Raw genomic sequence first — 20,788 nt, 5'->3', positions numbered from 1 at the left:
AAAGAGGTTGTGTCCCGTGTCCCCCGTGATAGGTGTCCTGGCCCTGCAGGGCGACGTCCGCGAGCACCTCGCGGCCCTGGAGAGCGCCGGCGCGACCGGCACGACCGTACGGCGCCCCGAGGAGCTGGCCGCGGTCGACGGGCTGGTCCTGCCGGGCGGCGAGTCCACCACGATCTCCAAGCTGGCCATCGCCTTCGGGCTGATGGAGCCGCTGCGCGAGCGGGTGCGCGCCGGGATGCCCGCGTACGGTTCGTGCGCCGGCATGATCATGCTGGCCGACAAGATCCTCGACCCCCGGTCCGGCCAGGAGACCATCGGCGGGATCGACATGATCGTCCGCCGCAACGCCTTCGGCCGGCAGAACGAGTCCTTCGAGGCGGCCGTCGACGTCGCCGGCATCGAGGGCGGTCCGGTGGAGGGCGTCTTCATCCGGGCGCCGTGGGTCGAGTCGGTCGGCGCGCGGGCGGACGTCCTCGCCCGCCACGGCGAGCACGCGGTCGCCGTACGGCAGGGGAACCTGCTCGCGACGTCCTTCCATCCCGAGCTGACCGGGGACCACCGGGTGCACCGGCTGTTCGCGGCGATGGTGCGCGCCGCGGGGTGACGCTGTCCCGGTAGGATCCAGTCGTTCGTTTCTCCGTAGTGTCGTTGAATGGAGCCACACCGTGTCCGGCCACTCTAAGTGGGCAACCACCAAGCACAAGAAGGCCGTGATCGACGCCAAGCGAGGCAAGCTCTTCGCGAAGCTGATCAAAAACGTCGAGGTCGCGGCCCGGATGGGCGGCGCCGACCTCGAGGGCAACCCCACGCTCTACGACGCGGTGCAGAAGGCCAAGAAGCAGTCGGTCCCCAACAAGAACATCGACTCGGCCGTCAAGCGCGGGGCGGGCCTCGAGGCCGGCGGCGCCGACTACGAGACGATCATGTACGAGGGCTACGGCCCGAACGGCGTCGCGGTCCTCATCGAGTGCCTCACCGACAACCGCAACCGCGCGGCCTCCGACGTCCGCGTCGCGATGACCCGTAACGGCGGCTCGATGGCCGACCCCGGCTCGGTGTCGTACCTCTTCAACCGCAAGGGCGTCGTCATCGTCCCCAAGGGCGAGCTGTCGGAGGACGACGTCCTCGGCGCGGTCCTGGACGCGGGCGCGGAGGAGGTCAACGACCTCGGCGAGTCCTTCGAGGTGATCTCGGAGGCCACGGACCTGGTCGCCGTCCGCACGGCGCTGCAGGACGCGGGCGTCGACTACGACTCGGCGGAGGCCAACTTCGTCCCCACCATGCAGGTGGAGCTGGACGAGGAGGGCGCGCGCAAGATCTTCCGCCTGATCGACGCGCTGGAGGACAGCGACGACGTGCAGAACGTCTTCGCGAACTTCGACGTGTCGGACGAGATCATGGAGAAGGTCGACGCGTAAGCGGTGACACCCGCAGTGGTGCGGCATCCCCGACGGGGGTGCCGCACCGCGGCGTGTCGGGGGTGTTTTCCGCTTGTCCGGCGGCCGAGAGCGCAACGGCACCCCTTCCAGCCCGTCCGGCGCTTGAGGACGAGGCGCGCCAGCGCCGAAAAGGGGGTCCGGGGGCGAAGCCCCCGCAGCGCAACCGCGACCAGCGCCGAGGCGTTGTCGGTGCCACCGACTAACCTGCCGTTACCGGCGACAAGAAGGGGGCACCGACGTGCGCGTACTGGGCGTGGACCCAGGCCTGACCCGCTGCGGCGTGGGCGTGGTGGACGGCACTCCCGGCCGCCCCCTCCACATGAAGGCCGTAGGCGTGATCCGCACACCCCCGGACGCCCCCGTCCACGAACGCCTGCTGGAGATCGAGCGCGGCCTCGAGACCTGGCTCGACGCCCACACCCCCGACCTCGTGGCCATCGAACGCGTCTTCAGCCAGCACAACGTCCGCACGGTGATGGGCACCGCCCAGGCCAGCGCGGCCGCGATGCTCTGCGCCGCCCGCCGCGGCCTCCCGGTCGCCCTGCACACCCCCAGCGAGGTCAAGGCCGCCGTGACCGGCTCCGGCCGCGCGGACAAGGCCCAGGTCGGCGCCATGGTGACCCGCCTGCTGCGGCTGGACGCGCCCCCCAGGCCCGCGGACGCGGCCGACGCCCTCGCGCTGGCCATCTGCCACATCTGGCGCGCCCCCGCCCAGGACCGCCTCCGCCGCGCGCGGGCCGGCCTCACGCCCGCGCAGGAGCGCCTCCTCGAGGCCCCGACCCGTACGACCGAGACCCGCGCGCAGCAGCGCCTGCGCGAAGCCCAGGCGGCAGCGGCCGCCCAGCAACCGAAGGGGCGCCCGTGATCGCCTTCGTCAGCGGCCCGGTGGCCGCCCTCGCGCCGGACTCCGCCGTCCTCCAGGTCGGCGGCGTCGGCATGTCCGTGCAGTGCACGCCCGGCACCCTGGCGGGCCTCAGGATCGGCGCGGAGGCCAGGCTGGCGACCAGCCTGGTCGTCCGGGAGGACTCGCTCACCCTGTACGGCTTCGCGGACGACGACGAGCGGCAGGTGTTTGAGCTGCTGCAGACCGCCTCCGGCGTGGGCCCGAGGCTGGCCCAGGCGATGCTCGCCGTGCACTCCCCGGACGCCCTGCGGATCGCGGTGGCCACCGGCGACGAGAAGGCCCTCACGGCGGTCCCGGGCATCGGGAAGAAGGGCGCCCAGAAGCTGCTGCTGGAGCTGAAGGACCGCCTCGGCGAGCCGGTGGGCTCCGCGGTCCCGGGCGCCCGCGGCACCGCCACCGGCCCCACCCCCTGGCGCGACCAGCTGCACACCGCGCTCACCGGCCTCGGCTACGCCCCCCGGGAGGCGGAGGACGCCGTGGCGGCCGTGGCGCCCCAGGCGGAGGCCGCGGGGACCGCGGACGTGGGCCGGCTGCTGCGCGCGGCGCTGCAGACGCTGAACCGCGCCCGATGACCGTACGGACCGACGACCGACCATCGCACCCGAGGTGACCTGACGTGACATGGGACGCACCGCACGGCGAGGAGCCGGCCGACGGCCGCCTCGTCGCGGCGGCGGCCGACATCGAGGACGCGGCCGTCGAGGCCGCCCTGCGCCCGAAGGACCTGGCCGAGTTCATCGGCCAGGAGCGGGTCCGCGAGCAGCTGGACCTCGTCCTGCGGGCCGCCCGCGGGCGCCGGGCGACCGCCGACCACGTCCTGCTCTCCGGCGCCCCCGGCCTCGGCAAGACGACCCTGGCCATGATCGTCGCCGCGGAGATGGGCGCCCCGATCCGGGTCACCTCCGGCCCCGCGATCCAGCACGCCGGGGATCTGGCCGCGATCCTCTCCTCCCTCCAGGAGGGCGAGGTCCTCTTCCTCGACGAGATCCACCGGATGTCCCGGCCGGCCGAGGAGATGCTGTACATGGCGATGGAGGACTTCCGCGTCGACGTGATCGTCGGCAAGGGCCCCGGCGCCACCGCGATCCCGCTGGAGCTGCCGCCGTTCACCCTGGTCGGGGCCACGACACGGGCCGGTCTGCTGCCGCCCCCGCTGCGCGACCGCTTCGGGTTCACGGGCCACATGGAGTTCTACGCCCCGCGCGAGCTGGAGCGGGTGATCCACCGCTCCGCCGGGCTGCTGGACGTGACGATCGACCCGGCCGGCGCCGCCGAGATCGCCGGCCGCTCCCGCGGCACGCCCCGTATCGCGAACCGGCTGCTGCGCCGGGTGCGGGACTACGCGCAGGTCAAGGCGGACGGCGAGGTCACCAAGGAGCTCGCGGCGCGGGCGCTGGAGGTCTACGAGGTCGACGGCCGCGGCCTGGACCGGCTGGACCGGGCGGTGCTGCTGGCGCTGCTCAAGCTGTTCGGCGGCGGCCCGGTCGGTCTGTCGACGCTCTCCGTCGCGGTGGGGGAGGAGCGGGAGACGGTCGAGGAGGTCGCCGAGCCCTTCCTGGTACGCGAGGGACTGCTCGCCCGCACCCCGCGCGGCCGGATCGCCACCCCCGCGGCGTGGGCCCACCTGGGCCTCGTGCCGCCGCAGGGGTCGCCCGGGAGCGTCCGTCAAACCCCGCTGCCGGATATGTGACCCGTACGGCGGCGGGGGGATTGGCCAGGCCAGGAACCGCGGTGCCATGCTGGGCGTTGTTCATCAGGTGGAGACTGGCTTAGACTCCGCCGACGTCATCCGTCCGGCGGACGACGCCCCACCCCCGAATTCGAGGCCGCCAATGCGGCCATTAAAGGAAAATCAAGACACCGTGGATATCGGACTTCTACTGCCGTTCATCATTCTGATCGGGGCCATGCTCCTCATGACCCGGTCGGCGAAGAACAAGCAGCGCGCTGCGGCGCAGATGCGGGACACCATGCAGCCGGGCTCCGGCGTGCGGACCATCGGCGGGATGTACGCCGTGGTCAAGGAGGTCCAGGACGACTCGGTCCTGCTCGAGGTCGCGCCCGGCGTGCACGCGTACTACGCCAAGAACGCGATCGGCGTCGTCCTCGACGACGAGGAGTACAACCGCATCGTGCACGGCGTCGAGCCGGAGAAGGACGACGACCTGCCGGAGGCCCCCGAGGACGTCTCGTCCCTCACCGGTGCCCCGGACGACGACGCCACGGAGGTCGACCTGGGCAAGGCCAAGGGTTCGGCGGACGGCGACGACCAGGACGGCACCGCCACGAAGTAGGCCGTTCCCGGCCGTCCGCGCGGCGGCCGAGGGCCGCAGGGGTGTCTTCACAAGACTTCGCCGGCCCGTGATCCGACCAGGTCGCGGGTGCGGTGGCTGGACAGGAGAAACGACAAGGTGGCAGCACCGAACAGGGGCCGCGGGGCCCAGGGATCGCAGAGCCGGCCTGGGCGCCCGCTGCTGGTGATCCTGATCGCCCTCGTCGCGCTCACCGGAGGGATGTTCATCTCCGGCCACACGAAGCCCCGGCTGGGCATCGACCTCGCCGGTGGCACGAGCATCACGCTCGAGGCCAAGGAGCAGCCCGGCAAGCAGGGCGCGATCAACCCGCAGAACATGGACACGGCGGTCGGCATCATCGAGCGCCGCGTCAACGGCCTGGGTGTCTCCGAGGCCGAGGTCCAGACCCAGGGCGACCGGCACATCATCGTCAACATCCCCAAGGGCACGGACCAGAAGACGGCGCGCGAGCAGGTCGGCACCACGGCCAAGCTGTACTTCCGCCCCGTCCTGACCTCTGCTGCGGGTTCCCCCACCGCGCAGCAGCCGGCCAGCCCCACGCCGAGCCCCAGCGACACGGCGAAGACCGATAAGGCCAAGAGTGACAAATCCGACAAGGGTGACGCCTCGGCCTCCCCGTCGGCCAGTTCCACCACCCAGGGCCGTGCGCTCACCCAGGGCCTGAAGCAGCAGGACGAGAGCCCCGCCGCCTCCGGCTCCCCGAAGGCGGACGAGTCCCCGAAGGCCGACGCCTCTCCCGCGGCCACCGGCTCCCCGGCCCCCGCCGAGCAGGCGCCCGCCGCCCCCGGTGTGGACGCCAAGACCCAGGCGGCCCTGGACAAGCTCGACTGCTCCACCGCCGAGAAGCGCGCGGCGGCCGCCGAGACGGCCGCCAAGGCCACCGAGAAGGCCACGATCGTCGCCTGCTCCGAGGACGGCGCCGAGAAGTACGCGCTCGGCGCGGCCGCGGTGCTCGGCACGGACGTCGACAAGGCCCAGGCCTCGTACGACACGCAGCAGGGCCGCGGCTGGATCGTCAACATGGACTTCACCGGCTCCGGCGGCAAGAAGTTCGCCTCCGTCACCGGTGAGATCTCGCAGAAGGCCCCGCCGCAGAACCGCTTCGCGATCGAGCTCGACGGCCAGGTCGTCTCCGCGCCCAGCGTCAGCGAGTCGATCGCCGGCGGTTCGGCCTTCATCGAGGGCAGCTTCACCCAGGCGTCCGCGGAGTCGCTGGCCAACGTGCTGTCGTACGGCGCGCTGCCGCTGTCCTTCGAGGAGGCCTCCGTCGACACGGTGTCCGCGGCGCTCGGCTCCGAGCAGCTGCAGGCCGGTCTGATCGCCGGTGCCATCGGTCTCGCCCTGGTCGTGATCTACCTGGTCTTCTACTACCGCGGGCTGTCCCTCATCGCGATCGCCAGCCTCCTGGTCTCGGCCGCCCTGACGTACACGATCATGGCGCTCCTCGGCCCGACCATCGGCTTCGCGCTGAACCTGCCGGCCGTCTGCGGTGCCATCGTGGCGATCGGTATCACGGCCGACTCGTTCATCGTGTACTTCGAACGTATAAGGGACGAGATCCGGCACGGGCGCTCGCTGCGCCCGGCCGTGGAGCGTGCCTGGCCGCGTGCGCGGCGCACGATCCTGGTCTCCGACTTCGTGTCCTTCCTGGCCGCCGCGGTGCTCTTCGCGGTGACCGTCGGCAAGGTGCAGGGCTTCGCCTTCACCCTGGGCCTGACCACCGTGCTCGACGTGGTCGTGGTCTTCCTCTTCACCAAGCCGGTGGTGACCCTGCTGGCGCGGACCAAGTTCTTCTCCGGCGGGCATCCCTGGTCGGGTCTCGACCCGCGCCGGCTCGGGGTGCAGCCCCCCATCCGCCGCGGTCGCCGCACCGCCGCCCCGCTCGACCTGACGAAGGAGGCGTGAGATGTCGCGACTCGGCGATATTGGCGCCAAGCTCTACCGCGGTGAGGTCGGCTACGACTTCGTCGCCAAGCGGTTCATCTGGTACGGCATCTCCATCCTGATCACCGTCGTGGCGCTCGCCGGCTTCCTGGTCCGCGGTCTGAACATGGGCATTGAGTTCCAGGGCGGCGCGGTCTTCACCACGCCGCAGAACACCCAGGTCTCGGTCGCCCACGCCCAGGAGGCCGCGGAGAAGGCCTCCGGCCACCAGGCGATCGTCCAGCAGCTCGGCGGCGACAAGCTGCGCATCCAGGTCGCGGGCATCGAGACCAGCGAGTCGGACAAGGTCCGCAGCGCGCTGGCCGAGGACTTCGGGATCGCGGACGCCGGCAAGATCGACGCCCAGCTCGTCGGTCCCAGCTGGGGCGAGCAGATCGCCAGCAAGGCCTGGCAGGGTCTGTGGATCTTCATGGTCCTGGTGGTGATCTATCTCGCGATCGCCTTCGAGTGGCGCATGGCCGTCGCGGCGCTGATCGCCCTGATCCACGACCTCACCATCACCGTGGGTGTGTACGCCCTGGTGGGCTTCGAGGTCACACCGGGTACGGTGATCGGTCTGCTGACGATCCTCGGTTATTCGCTGTACGACACGGTCGTGGTGTTCGACGGTCTGAAGGAGTCCAGCAAGGACTTCACCAAGCAGACCCGGTTCACCTACCGCGAGCTGGCCAACCGCTCGCTCAACGGCACGCTGGTCCGGTCGATCAACACCTCCGTGGTGGCGCTGCTGCCGGTCGCCGGTCTGCTGTTCATCGGCGGCGGCGTGCTCGGCGGCGGCATGCTGAACGACATCGCGCTGTCGCTCTTCGTGGGTCTGGCCGCCGGTGCGTACTCGTCGATCTTCATCGCCACACCGCTGGTGGTGGACCTCAAGGAGCGCGACCCGGAGATCCGGGCGCACACCAAGCGGGTCGCCGCCCGGCGGGCCTCCGACGCCCGCAGCGCGCGGGAGGAGAAGGCCGCCGAGGAGTCCGCGGACGCCGACGACGAGCCCGTCGACGCCGAGCCGGCGGGTGCCGCGCACGGCGGTCCCGGGGTGGTGGGCGGCCAGCGCCGTCAGCCGTCCTCGCGGGGCCGCGGCCGCGGCCGTCCCTCGGGCAAGCGCCGCTGAGCGGCATACGCACGAGCCGAAGGGGCGCCGGATCCGATCCGGCGCCCCTTCGCCGTGTCCGCCCCCGGCGCACTGCTACCGTTCAGGCTGCACGGGCCGTACCGGCACGGCGGACTTTTCTCACGGATGAGGCGGTTGATGACCAGCTTGCAGGAGCTCTTGCTGAGCCGGATCAAGGACGTACCCGACTACCCCAAGCCGGGCATCGTCTTCAAGGACATCACCCCGCTGCTGGCCGACTCCGCCGCGTTCACCGCGCTCACCGACGCCTTCGCCGAGATCTGTCTGCGCCAGGGCGCCACCAAGGTCGTCGGCCTGGAGGCCCGCGGCTTCATCCTGGCCGCCCCCGTGGCCGTGCGGGCCGGCGTGGGCTTCGTCCCCGTGCGCAAGGCCGGCAAGCTGCCCGGCGCCACCCTCGGACAGACGTACGCACTGGAGTACGGTCGCGCCGAGGTCGAGATCCAGGCGAACGCCCTGACGGCGGACGACCGGGTGCTCATGATCGACGACGTGCTCGCCACCGGCGGCACCGCCGAGGCATCCCTGGAGCTGATCCGCCGGGCGGGCGCACAGGTCACCGGGCTGGCCGTGCTGATGGAGCTGGGTTTCCTGGACGGCCGCGCCAAGGCCGAGGCCGCCCTGAGCGGGGCGCCGCTGGAGGCCCTGGTCACCGTCTGAGGGGGCGGACCGGCGCGTGGGGCGCGGCTTCGGCCCGTTACCATGGCTACCCGGCTCCTTCGTGCGGTGTTCGCCCGAAGGAGGTCCGGACTGCCAGAGGGAGTGCACTTGCAGGACGAGGCCCAGCCCCACGCCGCCGCGCAGCCCGACGAGACGGCTGCCGACGCGCCCGCCGAGCCGAACGGCTCGCGCCCGCCGGCCGGTCCCGAGCGGGACCGCTCCGCCGCGCGCCCCGGCCCGGCCCCGGCCAAGGCTGCCCGTCCCACGCCGGGCGCGCCCGCCCGCTCCGGCTCGCCCAACCGCGTACGGGCCCGCCTCGCCCGCCTCGGCGTCCAGCGGCAGAGCCCGTACAACCCGGTGCTGGAGCCGCTGCTGCGGATCGTGCGCGGCAACGACCCGAAGGCCGAGACCTCCACGCTGCGCCAGATCGAGCGCGCCTACCAGGTCGCCGAGCGCTGGCACCGGGGCCAGAAGCGCAAGAGCGGCGACCCGTACATCACCCATCCGCTCGCCGTGACGACGATCCTCGCCGAGCTCGGCATGGACCCGGCGACCCTGATGGCCGGACTGCTGCACGACACGGTCGAGGACACCGAGTACGGCCTGGAGACCCTGCGGCTGGACTTCGGCGACCAGGTGGCCCTCCTCGTCGACGGCGTCACCAAGCTGGACAAGGTCAAGTTCGGCGAGGCCGCGCAGGCCGAGACGGTCCGCAAGATGGTCGTCGCCATGGCCAAGGACCCCCGCGTCCTGGTGATCAAGCTCGCCGACCGGCTGCACAACATGCGCACCATGCGCTACCTGCGCCGCGAGAAGCAGGAGCAGAAGGCCCGCGAGACCCTCGAGATCTACGCGCCGCTGGCCCACCGGCTCGGCATGAACACCATCAAGTGGGAGCTGGAGGACCTCGCCTTCGCGATCCTCTACCCCAAGATGTACGACGAGATCGTCCGGCTGGTCGCCGAGCGCGCCCCCAAGCGGGACGAGTATCTGGCCGTCGTCACCGACGAGGTCCAGGGCGATCTGCGCAGCGCCCGGATCAAGGCGACCGTCACCGGCCGCCCCAAGCACTACTACAGCGTCTACCAGAAGATGATCGTCCGCGGCCGGGACTTCGCGGAGATCTACGACCTGGTCGGCATCCGGGTCCTCGTCGACACCGTCCGCGACTGCTACGCGGCCCTCGGCACCATCCACGCGCGGTGGAACCCCGTCCCCGGACGGTTCAAGGACTACATCGCGATGCCCAAGTTCAACATGTACCAGTCGCTGCACACGACGGTCATCGGCCCCGGCGGCAAGCCCGTTGAACTGCAGATCCGCACCTTCGACATGCACCGGCGCGCGGAGTACGGCATCGCCGCGCACTGGAAGTACAAGCAGGAGGCCGTCGCCGGCCAGTCCAAGGTCCGCACGGACACCCCCCGCCGCTCCGGCAAGGGCGAGGAGACCGTCAACGACATGGCGTGGCTGCGCCAGTTGCTGGACTGGCAGAAGGAGACCGAGGACCCGGGCGAGTTCCTCGACGCGCTGCGCTTCGACCTGTCGCGCAACGAGGTCTTCGTGTTCACCCCGAAGGGGGACGTGATAGCGCTGCCGGCCGGCGCCACGCCCGTCGACTTCGCGTACAACGTGCACACCGAGGTCGGCCACCGGACCGTCGGAGCCCGGGTCAACGGACGCCTCGTACCACTGGAGTCGACGCTCGACAACGGCGACACGGTGGAGGTCTTCACCTCCAAGGCGCAGGGCGCCGGTCCCTCGCAGGACTGGCTGAACTTCGTCAAGTCGCCGCGCGCGCGCAACAAGATCCGCGCCTGGTTCTCCAAGGAGCGCCGCGACGAGGCGATCGAGCAGGGCAAGGACTCCATCGCCCGCGCCATGCGCAAGCAGAACCTGCCGATCCAGCGCATCCTCACCGGCGACTCGCTCGTCACCATCGCGCACGAGATGCGCTACCCCGACATCTCCTCGCTGTACGCGGCGATCGGCGAGGGGCACGTCTCCGCGCCGAACGTGGTGCAGAAGCTCGTCCAGGCGCTCGGCGGCGAGGAGGCGGCCAGCGAGGACATCGAGGAGACGGCGCCCCCGCTGCGCGGCCGCGGCAAGAAGCGCCGCTCCGCCAACGACCCCGGCGTGATCGTCAAGGGCGTCGACGACGTGTGGGTCAAGCTCTCCCGCTGCTGCACCCCGGTGCCGGGCGACCCCATCATCGGCTTCGTCACCCGGGGCAACGGCGTGTCGGTGCACCGGGCGGACTGCGTGAACGTCGACTCGCTGTCGCAGCAGCCCGAGCGCATCCTCGAGGTCGAGTGGGCGCCCACCCAGTCGTCCGTCTTCCTGGTGGCGATCCAGGTCGAGGCCCTGGACCGCTCGCGGCTGCTGTCGGACGTCACCCGGGTCCTGTCGGACCAGCACGTCAACATCCTCTCGGCGGCCGTGCAGACCTCCCGCGACCGGGTGGCCACCTCGCGGTTCACCTTCGAGATGGGCGACCCCAAGCACCTCGGGCACGTCCTGAAGGCGGTACGGAAGGTCGAGGGCGTGTACGACGTGTACCGGGTGACGTCGGCCCGTAACAACTGACGGTACGTACGGCGCAGGGCCCCGGTTCGCAGCGAACCGGGGCCCTGCGCCGTCAGCCTGCGCGCGGGGTCAGCCCCCGAACTCCTGCAGCCCCTTCAGCGCCTGGTCCAGCAGCGCCTGGCGGCCCTCCAGCTCCCGGGAGAGCTTCTCCGCCCGCGCGTCGTTGCCCTGCGCCCGGGCGGTGTCGATCTGGCCCCGCAGCTTGTCGACCGCGTCCTGGAGCTGACCGGTCAGGCCCGCCGCACGCGCCCGGGCCTCCGGGTTGGTACGGCGCCACTCGGCCTCCTCGGCCTCCTGCAGCGCCCGCTCCACGGCGTGCATCCGCCCCTCGATCTTCGGCCGGGCGTCCCGCGGCACATGGCCGATGGCCTCCCAGCGCTCGTTGATCGCCCGGAACGCCGCACGCGCGCCCTTCAGATCCGCGATCGGCAGCAGCTTCTCCGCCTCGGCCGCGAGCTCCTCCTTGCGCGTCAGGTTCTCCCGCTGCTCGGTGTCCCGCTCCGCGAAGACCTCGCCGCGGGCCTGGAAGAACACGTCCTGCGCGCCGCGGAAGCGGTTCCACAGATCGTCCTCGGACTCCCGCTGCGCCCGGCCGGCGGCCTTCCACTCGGCCATCAGCTCGCGGTAGCGGGCGGCCGTCGGCCCCCACTCGCGCGACGAGGACAGCGCCTCGGCCTCCTGGACCAGCTTCTCCTTGCGCCGGCGGGCGTCCTCGCGCTGCGCGTCGAGCGCCGCGAAGTGCGCCTTGCGCCGCTTGGAGAACGCCGAACGGGCGTGGCTGAAACGGTGCCACAGCTCGTCGTCGCTCTTGCGGTCCAGCCGCGGCAGGCCCTTCCAGGTGTCGACCAGCGCGCGCAGCCGCTCGCCGGCCGCCCGCCACTGCTCGGAGTTCGCCAGCTCCTCGGCCTCGGCGACGAGCGTCTCCTTGGCCGAACGCGCCTCCTCCGACTGCTTGGCCTTGGCGGCCTTGCGCTCCTCGCGGCGCTCCTCGACGGAGGCCACCAGCTTGTCCAGCCGCTCGGCGAGGGACTGGAGATCGCCCACGGCGTGCGCCTCGACGACCTGCGCGCGCAGATGCTCGATCGCGGTGGTCGCGTCCTTGGCGGACAGGTCGGTGGTCCGCACGCGGCGCTCGAGGAGGCCGATCTCCACGACCAGACCGTCGTACTTGCGCTTGAAGTAGGCGAGGGCCTCGTCCGGCGAACCGGCCTGCCACGAACCTACGGCGCGCTCACCGTCGGCCGTACGCACATACACCGTTCCCGACTCATCGACACGGCCCCACGGGTCGCTGCTCACAGCGCCTCCTCATATGACACCAAAGCGGGTCGACCCGCCGGTATCGTCCACAGTTGTCTTCGGCCGGACAGCGTCCGTTCGGCTCCGGCCGGTTCTCCACCCGGCCGACGGTTGCCGGCTCGGGCGCCTTACACAACGCCAACATAGGCGACCGGTGGCCCGGCTGTCCGCATCCCGCGCGAGACCAATCACACCCGGCCGCCCGGTAAGCGCGTACCCGGGCGCCCGGGCCCGGGTACGCGCCGCCGGCTCACTTCTTGGTGACGGTCGCCTTGTTGATCACCACGGTCGCGTTCGGCGGGGTGTTCTGCGACGGCTCCATCGGACCGACGCCCGCGTCGGCGATCTTCTTCAGGGTCTTCATGCCGGCCTCGTCGATCGTGCCGAACGGTGTGTAGTCGGGCGGCAGCGGGCTGTCCTGGTAGACCAGGAAGAACTGGCTGCCGCCGGTGTCGCGGCCCTGCTTGGCCTGGGCGTTGTACTGGTTGGCCATGGCCACCGTGCCCGCCGGGTACACGTCGCCCTTCAGGACCGGGTCCTTCAGGTTCTCGTCCGGGATGGTGTAACCGGGGCCGCCGGTGCCGTCGCCCTTCGGGTCACCGCACTGGAGCACGAAGATGCCCTGGTCGGTGAGCCGGTGGCACTTGGTGTGGTCCAAGTAGCCCTTGCCGACCAGGAAGTCGAAGGAGTTCACCGTGTGCGGCGCGGCCTTCGCCTTCAGGTCGATGCCGATGTCGCCGCAGGTGGTCTCGAGCTTCATCGTGTAGTCGGCCGACTCGTCGATGGCGAGGGCCGGTTCCTTCTTGTACGTGGCCGTCTTGACCGCGCCCTCGGCCGGCTTCTCGCACGGGTCCGGGGCCTTCGACGTGGGGGCCGCGCTCGGGGAGGCGTCCGCGGAGGCGTTGTCCTTGGTGTCGTCCTTCTCCCACGGGGCCGCGGCCCAGACGATGCCGCCGCCCGCCAGGATCACGGCGAGTGCGGACGCGATCACGATGTTGCGCTGCCGCGCGCGTGACCGCGCCTGTACCCGACGCTGCTGCTGCCGCTCGAACTTCTCCCGGGCGAGCTGCCGCCGCCGCTGGTCCTTGGTGACCACCGCGTACCTCTCCCTTGCCTCGGACGCCTGCCAGCCAGGCATATCGAAAAAACGGATGTGTGTGAGGCGTACGGTATATCGCTTCGCCCCCCGATGAGCAGCGCCGGTACGCTGTGGACGTCGGCCCGTGACCAAGACGTCACAGGCCGCCCTCCCCTGTTGACGATTCGAAGGATGATCGTGCTCATTGCCGGGTTCCCCGCCGGGGCCTGGGGGACCAACTGCTATCTGGTCGCCCCCGCCGCCGGCGAGGAGTGTGTGATCATCGATCCGGGCCACCGTGCCGCGGACGGCGTCGCCGAGGCGGTCGCCAGGCACCGGCTGAAGCCGGTCGCCGTGCTGCTCACCCACGGCCACATCGACCATGTCGCGTCCGTCGTCCCGGTCTGCGGCGCGCACGGCGTCCCCGCGTGGATCCACCCGTCCGACCGCTACATGATGAGCGACCCGGAGCGCGCCCTGGGCGCCTCCATCGGCGCCCAGCTGATGGGCGAGCTGACCGTGGGCGAGCCGGACGACGTGAAGGAGCTCACGGACGGGGCGGAGCTGACACTCGCGGGGCTCACGCTCACCGTCGCGCACGCGCCCGGCCATACCAAGGGGTCGGTGACCTTCCGGATGCCCGAGGCGGACGACGTTCCGCAGGTGTTCTTCTCGGGCGACCTGTTGTTCGCCGGCTCCGTCGGACGCACCGACCTGCCCGGCGGTGACCCGGACGAGATGGCCGAGTCGCTGGCCCGCGTGTGTCTGCCCCTCGACGACTCGACCGTGGTCCTGTCCGGCCACGGCCCCCAGACGACCATCGCCCGCGAGCGCGCCACCAACCCCTTCCTGCGGGACGTGGCCGCCGCCGGCCCGGGCGGCACGTCAGCCGCTCCCCGACGAGGAATGTGACGAGTCTTTCCGTGAGTACCTTCCAGGCCCCCAAGGGCACCTACGACCTCATCCCCCCGGCCTCCGCGACCTATCTGGCCGTCCGGGAGGCGCTGGCCGCGCCGCTGCGCCGCGCCGGTTACGGCTATGTGGAGACCCCGGGATTCGAGCACACCGAACTGTTCGCGCGCGGTGTCGGCGAGTCCACCGACATCGTGACCAAGGAGATGTTCACCCTCACCACCAAGGGCGGCACCGAACTGGCGCTGCGCCCCGAGGGCACCGCGTCCGTGCTGCGCTCGGCGCTGGAGAACAGCCTGCACAAGCTGGGCAATCTGCCGGTGAAGCTCTGGTACTCCGGCTCGTACTACCGCTACGAGCGCCCGCAGAAGGGCCGTTACCGGCACTTCTCGCAGGTCGGCGCCGAGGCCATCGGCGCGGAGGACCCGGCGCTGGACGCCGAGCTGATCATCCTGGCGGTGGACGCGTACAAGTCGCTGGGCCTGCGGAACTTCCGGCTGCTGCTGAACTCCCTCGGCGACAAGGAGTGCCGCCCGGCCTACCGGGCCGCGCTGCAGGACTTCCTGCGCGCCCTCGACCTGGACGACGAGACCCGCCGCCGGATCGAGATCAACCCGCTGCGCGTCCTGGACGACAAGCGCGCCGAGGTGCAGAAGCAGCTCACCGGCGCCCCGCTGATGCGCGACCACCTGTGCGAGGCGTGCAAGGCGTACCACGAGCAGGTGCGCGAGCTGCTGACCGCGGCGGGTGTGGCCTTCGAGGACGACGACAAGCTGGTGCGCGGGCTGGACTACTACACCCGCACCACCTTCGAGTTCGTCCACGACGGTCTCGGCTCGCAGTCCGCGGTGGGCGGCGGCGGCCGGTACGACGGGCTCTCCGAGATGATCGGCGGCCCGGCGCTGCCGTCCGTCGGCTGGGCGCTCGGCGTCGACCGCACGGTGCTGGCGCTGGAGGCGGAGGGCGTGGAGCTGGAGCTGCCGGCGGCCACCCAGGTGTATGCCGTGCCGCTCGGCGAGGAGGCCCGCAGGACGCTGTTCTCGCTGGTCACCGAGTTGCGCCGGGAGGGGGTGGCAGCGGACTTCGCGTTCGGCGGCAAGGGCCTGAAGAACGCCATGAAGTCGGCCAACCGCTCCGGTGCCCGCTTCGCGCTCGTCGCGGGCGAGCGGGACCTGGCCGGGGGAGTCGTCCAGCTCAAGGACCTGGAGTCCGGCGAGCAGTCGCCGGTGGCCCTGGACGCCGTCGTGGCGGAGCTGGGGCGCCGGCTCGGCTGAATCAGGACCGCGTTCCGGGCGTCTCCTTACGCCAACCGAACGGCCGGTCGGGCAGGATGGCACCGCACCCTGCCCGACCGGTACGAACCGGGACGGGCGGTGTCCGGGCACGGCTCCCGTGCGGCACAATGGGCGCTGCCGGCCCGGCGGCCACCACGACGATGGGATGTACCGAGCGATGACCACTGCGGAACTCAACCGCTCCGGTACGGGGGGCGGTACGGACGAGGAGAAGAGCGGCCTCATCGGCGCCGGCCGCGGCTTCGCCTGGCTGCTGATCATCTGCGGCGTGTTCGGGCTCGCGGCCTCCGCGGTCATCACGCACGACAAGCTCGAGATCCTGAAGAACCCGGACTACACGCCGGCCTGCAGTCTGAACCCGATCTTCTCCTGCAAGAGCGTGATGGAGAGCTCGCAGGCGCACATCTTCGGGTTCGACAACCCCTGGATCGGCTTCGTCGCCTTCTCGATGATGATCGTCATCGGCTTCTCGCTGCTGGCCGGCGGCTCCTTCCGCCGCTGGTGGTGGGTGGGCCTGTGGCTGGGCTGCCTGGGCGGCATCGCCTTCGTGTTCTTCCTGCAGTACTCCTCGCTGTACGTGATCAGCCGGCTCTGCCTGTGGTGCATGATCGCCTGGGCGGCGACGATCCTGTCGTTCTGGTACGTCACGGTGCAGAACATCCGTACCGGCGTCTTCCGCGTTCCCGAGCGCCTGCGGTCCAACGTGCTGGAGTTCCACTGGGTCGTGCCCGTGCTCTGGTACGGCGTGATCGCGATGCTGATCTATCTGAAGTGGGGCAACGACCTCTTCGCGTGAGGCTTGTCGGACCGGTGACATAGGGTCGGGGGCGTGGAGCCCGATCTTTTCACCGCCGCGGCCGAGGAGCGCCAGGAGAGCGACCCGACGGCCAGTCCCCTCGCCGTACGCATGCGGCCGCGCACCCTGGACGAGGTGGTGGGACAGCAGCATCTGCTGAAGCCCGGGGCCCCGTTGCGCCGGCTGGTGGGAGACGGGGCGGGAGGCCCGGCGGGACCCTCGTCGGTGCTGCTCTGGGGCCCGCCCGGCACCGGGAAGACGACCCTCGCGTACGTCGTCAGCAAGGCGACCAACAAGCGCTTCGTGGAGCTGTCCGCGATCACCGCCGGGGTCAAGGAGGTCCGCGCCGTCATCGAGGGCGCCCGGCGGGCCTCCGGGGGGTACGGCAAGGAGACCGTCCTGTTCCTGGACGAGATCCACCGCTTCAGCAAGGCCCAGCAGGACTCCCTCCTCCCGGCGGTGGAGAACCGCTGGGTGACGCTGATCGCGGCGACCACCGAGAACCCGTACTTCTCGATCATCCCGCCGCTGCTGTCCCGCTCCCTGCTGCTCACCCTGGAGTCCCTCACCGACGACGACATCCGCGGCCTGCTGCGCCGCGCGCTGTCGGACGAGCGGGGGCTCGGCGGGGCGGTCACGCTGCCGGCGGAGTCCGAGGACCATCTGGTGCGGATCGCCGGCGGCGACGCCCGCCGCGCGCTCACCGCGCTGGAGGCCGGCGCCGGCTCGGCCATCGCCAAGGGTGAGCCGGAGATCACGCTGCTGACGATGGAGGAGGCCGTCGACAAGGCGGCGGTGAAGTACGACCGCGACGGCGATCAGCACTACGACGTCGCCAGCGGTCTCATCAAGTCCATCCGCGGCTCCGACGTCGACGCCGCGCTGCACTATCTGGCCCGCATGATCGAGGCGGGCGAGGACCCGCGGTTCATCGCCCGGCGGCTGATGATCTCCGCCAGCGAGGACATCGGGCTCGCCGACTCCACGGCGCTGCAGACCGCCGTGGCCGCCGCCCAGGCGGTCGCCCTGATCGGCTTCCCCGAGGCGTCCCTCACCCTCGCGCACGCCACGATCGCGCTGGCCCTGGCGCCCAAGTCCAACGCCGTCACGACGGCGATCGGCGCGGCGCTGCAGGATGTGCGGGACGGCAGGGCCGGGCCCGTACCGCCGCATCTGCGGGACTCGCACTACAAGGGCGCCAAGAAGCTCGGGCACGGGGAGAGCTACGTCTACCCGCACGACGTGCCGGGCGGGATCGCGGCCCAGCAGTACGCGCCGGACGTCCTGCGCGGCACCCGGTACTACGCGCCGACCCGGTACGGCGCGGAGGCGCGGTACGCGGACGTGGTGGAGCGGGTGCGGCGGCGGCTCGCCGGCGAGGAATAGGCCCGGCCGGGAATGTCCGGGTCCGTGAGGTCGTTCACCTTGGGTGGCCTTCCCCGCGATCCGTCGCGTAAGGTAAGGCATACCTAATCTGCAATGCAGTCGATCTGCCATGCCTGAAGTGCATCGTCACCGGAGGAACCGCACACCGTGAACCAGTCGCGCCCCAAGGTCCGCAAGTCGCGGGCGCTCGGCATCCCGCTGACCCCCAAGGCCGTCAAGTACTTCGAGGCCCGTCCCTACCCGCCGGGCATGCACGGCCGGGGCCGCAAGTCCACCAGTGACTACAAGGTGCGGCTGCTGGAGAAGCAGCGGCTGCGGGCCCAGTACGACATCAGCGAGCGCCAGCTGGTCCGCGCCTACGAGCGCGCCTCCAAGGTGCAGGGCAAGACCGGCGAGGCACTGATCGTCGAGCTGGAGCGGCGTCTGGACGCGCTGGTCCTGCGCTCCGGTCTGGCCCGGACGATCTACCAGGCCCGGCAGATGGTCGTGCACGGCCACATCGAGGTCAACGGCCGCAAGGTCGACAAGCCGTCCTTCCGGGTCCGCCCCGACGACGTCGTGATGGTCCGCGAGCGCAGCCGCGACAAGTACCCGTTCCAGGTCGCCCGCGAGGGCGGCTACGCGGGCGAGGGCGAGACCCCCCGCTACCTCGAGGTCAATCTGCAGGCGCTGGCCTTCCGTCTCGACCGGGACCCCAACCGCAAGGAGATCCCGGTGATCTGCGACGAGCAGCTCGTCGTGGAGTTCTACGCCCGCTGACCCGGCAGCCGGGGCGCGGGAGCCGACGGTACGGCCCCGGGCCCCGCGCCCGCCCCGGACGCCGGCGGGCAGCAGGCCCGGTCCGCCGGGCACGGGGTGTCGAGCACCTCGTACACCAGCGCCGGCAGCCCGCGCTCGCGGCCGAGCGCCGACTCCTCCTCGTACCGGACGTCGCCCAGGGCCTCGCGCGCCCGCTGCTCGGCGCCGCGCCGGTTCTCGGTGAAGTGCCAGGCGCCGAAGCGCTCCGGCCCGAGGCTGCGCCGGGCCCCGGCAGCCGCCCCTTGCAGCCGCGCGGCGAGCGCCGCGTCCTCGCCGGCCAGCTGTACGGCCAGGAGATCCACGGCGTACGCCATGCCCAGCACGTCGTGGAACGAGGCGTGCAGCGCCAGCCCCTCGCGCACATACCGGTGCGCCCCCTCGGCGTCCCCCGCGCCGCCCCGCCGCCACAGCGCGTGCGCCAGCCCGTTCAGCGCGTACGCCTGTGCCCACCGCTCGCCCGACTCACGCGCGATGTCCCGGGCCTCGCGGTGCAGCAGCACGGCCTCGTCCACGTCGCCGAAGGACACCGCCGTCGCCAGCTGCACCTGGGCCAGCAGCACCAGCGGGCCGAACTCGCCGATCGCGCGGAACCGTTCCAGCGCGCGGCGCAGCAGCGTCACCGCGCGCGGCATGTCGTCGCTCATCGCCGCCGCCACCCCCAGCATCTGTACGGCGTACGCGTCCGCCCGCTCGTCGCCGACCGCCGCCGCGAGCCGCCGGCACTGCTCCAGCGCGGTGAGCGCCGCGACCGTCTCCCCGCACTGCGTGGCCAGATAGCCGGCCACCCACAGCGCCTTGGCGTGCGGCTCCGGCAGCGCGCCGGGCACCTCCAGCGTGCGCTCCAGCCAGTGCCGCCCTTCGGCGAGCCGGCCGCAGGCCACCCAGTAGAACCACAGCGTGGCCGCCAGATACTGCCCGACGTGCGCCTCCTCGGGCGTCTCCAGACAGAACTCCAGGGCGAGGCGGATGTTCGGCAGCTCCTCCTCCACCCGGCCCACGACCTCCGTCTGGCGCGGGCCGAACCAGTCCAGCTCGCACCACGTCGCCAGGCCCAGATACCAGTCGCGGTGCCGCCGCCGCAGCCGCGCCGGGGCCGGCTCCAGGCGCTCCAGCCAGCACGCCCCGTACTCGCGCAGGGTGGGAAGCATCCGGTAACGGGTGCGGCCGTGCGACTCCTCGCGGATCACCACCGACTGCGCGACCAGCTCCTCCAGCGCCCCGAGGACGTCCTCGGCCACCGGGTCGTCGTCCGCGCACAGGTACTCCACCGCGTCGAGGTCGAAGTCCCCGGCGAAGACCGACAGCCGCGCCCACAGCAGCCGCTCCGCCGGCAGGCACAGCTCGTGGCTCCAGCCGACGGCGGTACGCAGCGTCCGGTGCCGGGGCGGCGCGCCGTGACCCGCGCCGGCCAGGAGCCGGAACCGGTCGTCCAGCCGCTGCAGGATCTGGCCCACCGACAGGGCGCGCAGCCGCCCGGCGGCCAGCTCCAGCGCGAGGGGGATGCCGTCCAGCCGGCGGCACAGCTCCAGGACGTCCTCGCGGTGGGCGCCGGCGTCGTAGCCGGGCAGGACGGCCGCCGCCCGGTCGTCGAAGAGCTCGGCGGCCTGCGGGGTGTCCACCGGCAGGGGGAGCAGCGGCAGCAGCCGCTCGCCCTCGGCGTCCAGGGTGCGCCGGCTGGTCGCCAGCACCGTCAGCCCGGGGGAGTGGCGCAGCAGCTCGGCGACCAGCCGGGCGCAGGGGGCGGCCAGATGCTCGCAGCCGTCCAGCACCAGCAGCAGCCGGCGTCCGGCCAGCCGGGCCAGCAGCCGCTCGACGGGGCCGCGTACACCCGGCGCGTCGGTACGGCCGAGCGCGTCGAGCACCGCGTGCGGCAGCAGCTCCTCGTCGCGCAGCGCGGACAGGTCGACCAGCCACACACCGTTGCCGAAGCGTTTCTGCACAGCGTTCGCGGCGTGCAGCGCGAGACGTGACTTGCCCACGCCCGCGGCGCCGGTGACGGTGACGAGACGGGCGTCGGACAGCAGCCGGCCGAGCTCGGCCAGTTCGGGCGCGCGGCCGACGAACCGGTTGAGTTCCGCCGGGAGATTGCCCGGTGCGGGCCACCGCGCGGATGTGCCGCGGGGGCGCGAGGAGGATCGCATGGAACACGGAGCGTACTCGGTGATAAGCGGAACGTACAATCTGCCCGCCCGCCCGCCGGATGCGCCGAGGCGGGCTGGACGGGAGTGTCACCGCGGCGCGATAGGG

At 71.8% G+C, this 20,788-nt stretch carries 18 protein-coding genes; 15 read left to right on the top strand and 3 right to left on the bottom strand.

From position 1 onward, the window contains the following. Positions 1-16 precede the first annotated feature (16 nt). From pdxT to SRB5_RS10225, 10 genes are all read left to right on the top strand, one after another. Positions 17-604: a pyridoxal 5'-phosphate synthase glutaminase subunit PdxT gene (gene pdxT / locus SRB5_RS10270; RefSeq protein WP_407703896.1), complete on the top strand. Its 588-nt coding sequence runs from the start codon at positions 17-19 to the stop codon at positions 602-604. Positions 605-665: 61 nt separating this feature from the next. Beyond that, complete coding sequence (locus tag SRB5_RS10265) at positions 666-1,418, top strand: YebC/PmpR family DNA-binding transcriptional regulator (RefSeq protein ID WP_323377474.1); 753 nt, start codon at positions 666-668, stop codon at positions 1,416-1,418. Positions 1,419-1,677: 259 nt separating this feature from the next. Then, positions 1,678-2,304, top strand: coding sequence for a crossover junction endodeoxyribonuclease RuvC (gene ruvC / locus SRB5_RS10260; protein WP_323377472.1), 627 nt, complete (start codon positions 1,678-1,680; stop codon positions 2,302-2,304). Continuing rightward, a complete protein-coding gene (ruvA, locus tag SRB5_RS10255; RefSeq protein ID WP_194292892.1) occupies positions 2,301-2,915 on the top strand; it encodes a Holliday junction branch migration protein RuvA in 615 nt (204 codons plus the stop codon). The genes ruvC and ruvA overlap by 4 nt, the downstream gene beginning before the upstream one ends. Before the next feature lie 44 nt (positions 2,916-2,959). Then, entirely contained in the window at positions 2,960-4,033 is a 1,074-nt protein-coding gene (gene ruvB / locus SRB5_RS10250; protein ID WP_323377471.1) for a Holliday junction branch migration DNA helicase RuvB, read from the top strand. Between the two features lie 172 nt (positions 4,034-4,205). Continuing rightward, entirely contained in the window at positions 4,206-4,637 is a 432-nt protein-coding gene (yajC, locus tag SRB5_RS10245; RefSeq protein WP_323377470.1) for a preprotein translocase subunit YajC, read from the top strand. 117 nt (positions 4,638-4,754) lie between these two features. Continuing rightward, positions 4,755-6,563, top strand: coding sequence for a protein translocase subunit SecD (gene secD / locus SRB5_RS10240; RefSeq protein ID WP_323377468.1), 1,809 nt, complete (start codon positions 4,755-4,757; stop codon positions 6,561-6,563). A 1-nt stretch (position 6,564) separates the two neighbouring features. Further along, the gene (secF, locus tag SRB5_RS10235; protein WP_153451161.1) at positions 6,565-7,713 is read left to right on the top strand and encodes a protein translocase subunit SecF; all 1,149 of its coding nucleotides are present in this window, start codon (positions 6,565-6,567) and stop codon (positions 7,711-7,713) included. A 138-nt stretch (positions 7,714-7,851) separates the two neighbouring features. Continuing rightward, positions 7,852-8,391: an adenine phosphoribosyltransferase gene (locus tag SRB5_RS10230; protein ID WP_153451160.1), complete on the top strand. Its 540-nt coding sequence runs from the start codon at positions 7,852-7,854 to the stop codon at positions 8,389-8,391. A gap of 108 nt (positions 8,392-8,499) precedes the next feature. After that, positions 8,500-10,977, top strand: a complete 2,478-nt coding sequence (locus tag SRB5_RS10225; protein WP_153451159.1) for a RelA/SpoT family protein — start codon at positions 8,500-8,502, stop codon at positions 10,975-10,977. 69 nt (positions 10,978-11,046) lie between these two features. On the opposite strand, the gene SRB5_RS10220 is transcribed toward SRB5_RS10225, so the two are convergent. Both SRB5_RS10220 and SRB5_RS10215 read right to left on the bottom strand, forming a co-directional pair. After that, positions 11,047-12,276: a DUF349 domain-containing protein gene (locus SRB5_RS10220; RefSeq protein ID WP_323377466.1), complete on the bottom strand. Its 1,230-nt coding sequence runs from the start codon at positions 12,274-12,276 to the stop codon at positions 11,047-11,049. A gap of 250 nt (positions 12,277-12,526) precedes the next feature. Next, positions 12,527-13,372 carry a peptidylprolyl isomerase gene (locus SRB5_RS10215; RefSeq protein ID WP_323377464.1) on the bottom strand — a complete coding sequence of 282 codons (846 nt, stop codon included), beginning with the start codon at positions 13,370-13,372 and terminating at the stop codon, positions 12,527-12,529. Between the two features lie 180 nt (positions 13,373-13,552). Between SRB5_RS10215 and SRB5_RS10210 the strand changes: the two genes are divergently transcribed. The 5 genes from SRB5_RS10210 to rpsD all read left to right on the top strand — a co-directional run bounded on the left by SRB5_RS10210 (position 13,553) and on the right by rpsD (position 18,502). Continuing rightward, complete coding sequence (locus tag SRB5_RS10210) at positions 13,553-14,266, top strand: MBL fold metallo-hydrolase (protein WP_323377666.1); 714 nt, start codon at positions 13,553-13,555, stop codon at positions 14,264-14,266. A gap of 11 nt (positions 14,267-14,277) precedes the next feature. Next, positions 14,278-15,540 carry a histidine--tRNA ligase gene (gene hisS, locus SRB5_RS10205; protein WP_323377462.1) on the top strand — a complete coding sequence of 421 codons (1,263 nt, stop codon included), beginning with the start codon at positions 14,278-14,280 and terminating at the stop codon, positions 15,538-15,540. Between the two features lie 178 nt (positions 15,541-15,718). Further along, positions 15,719-16,357 (top strand): vitamin K epoxide reductase family protein, encoded by a 639-nt coding sequence (locus tag SRB5_RS10200; protein WP_153451156.1) that lies wholly within the window; start codon positions 15,719-15,721, stop codon positions 16,355-16,357. A 33-nt stretch (positions 16,358-16,390) separates the two neighbouring features. After that, a complete protein-coding gene (locus SRB5_RS10195) occupies positions 16,391-17,743 on the top strand; it encodes a replication-associated recombination protein A (protein ID WP_323377457.1) in 1,353 nt (450 codons plus the stop codon). Between the two features lie 147 nt (positions 17,744-17,890). Further along, positions 17,891-18,502: a 30S ribosomal protein S4 gene (gene rpsD / locus SRB5_RS10190; protein WP_323377455.1), complete on the top strand. Its 612-nt coding sequence runs from the start codon at positions 17,891-17,893 to the stop codon at positions 18,500-18,502. Here the strand turns inward: rpsD and SRB5_RS10185 are convergent. Continuing rightward, on the bottom strand, positions 18,490-20,682 hold the full coding sequence (locus tag SRB5_RS10185; RefSeq protein WP_153451155.1) for an ATP-binding protein: 2,193 nt from the start codon (positions 20,680-20,682) through the stop codon (positions 18,490-18,492). The genes rpsD and SRB5_RS10185 overlap by 13 nt on opposite strands. Between the last annotated feature and the right edge of the window lie 106 nt (positions 20,683-20,788).

Source organism: Streptomyces smaragdinus (genome assembly GCF_009604385.1).
GTDB lineage: Bacteria > Actinomycetota > Actinomycetes > Streptomycetales > Streptomycetaceae > Streptomyces > Streptomyces smaragdinus.
The sequence above is the reverse complement of the archived record's forward strand: the minus strand, read 5'-3'. Positions and strand labels throughout refer to the sequence as shown.

Bases quoted from the DNA above. Each gene is read 5' to 3' on its own strand.
- SRB5_RS10200 (WP_153451156.1), top strand. From the start codon at position 15,719: ATGACCACTGCGGAACTCAACCGCTCCGGTACGGGGGGCGGTACGGAC.
- SRB5_RS10185 (WP_153451155.1), bottom strand. From the start codon at position 20,682: ATGCGATCCTCCTCGCGCCCCCGCGGCACATCCGCGCGGTGGCCCGCA.
- secF (WP_153451161.1), top strand. From the start codon at position 6,565: ATGTCGCGACTCGGCGATATTGGCGCCAAGCTCTACCGCGGTGAGGTC.
- SRB5_RS10230 (WP_153451160.1), top strand. From the start codon at position 7,852: ATGACCAGCTTGCAGGAGCTCTTGCTGAGCCGGATCAAGGACGTACCC.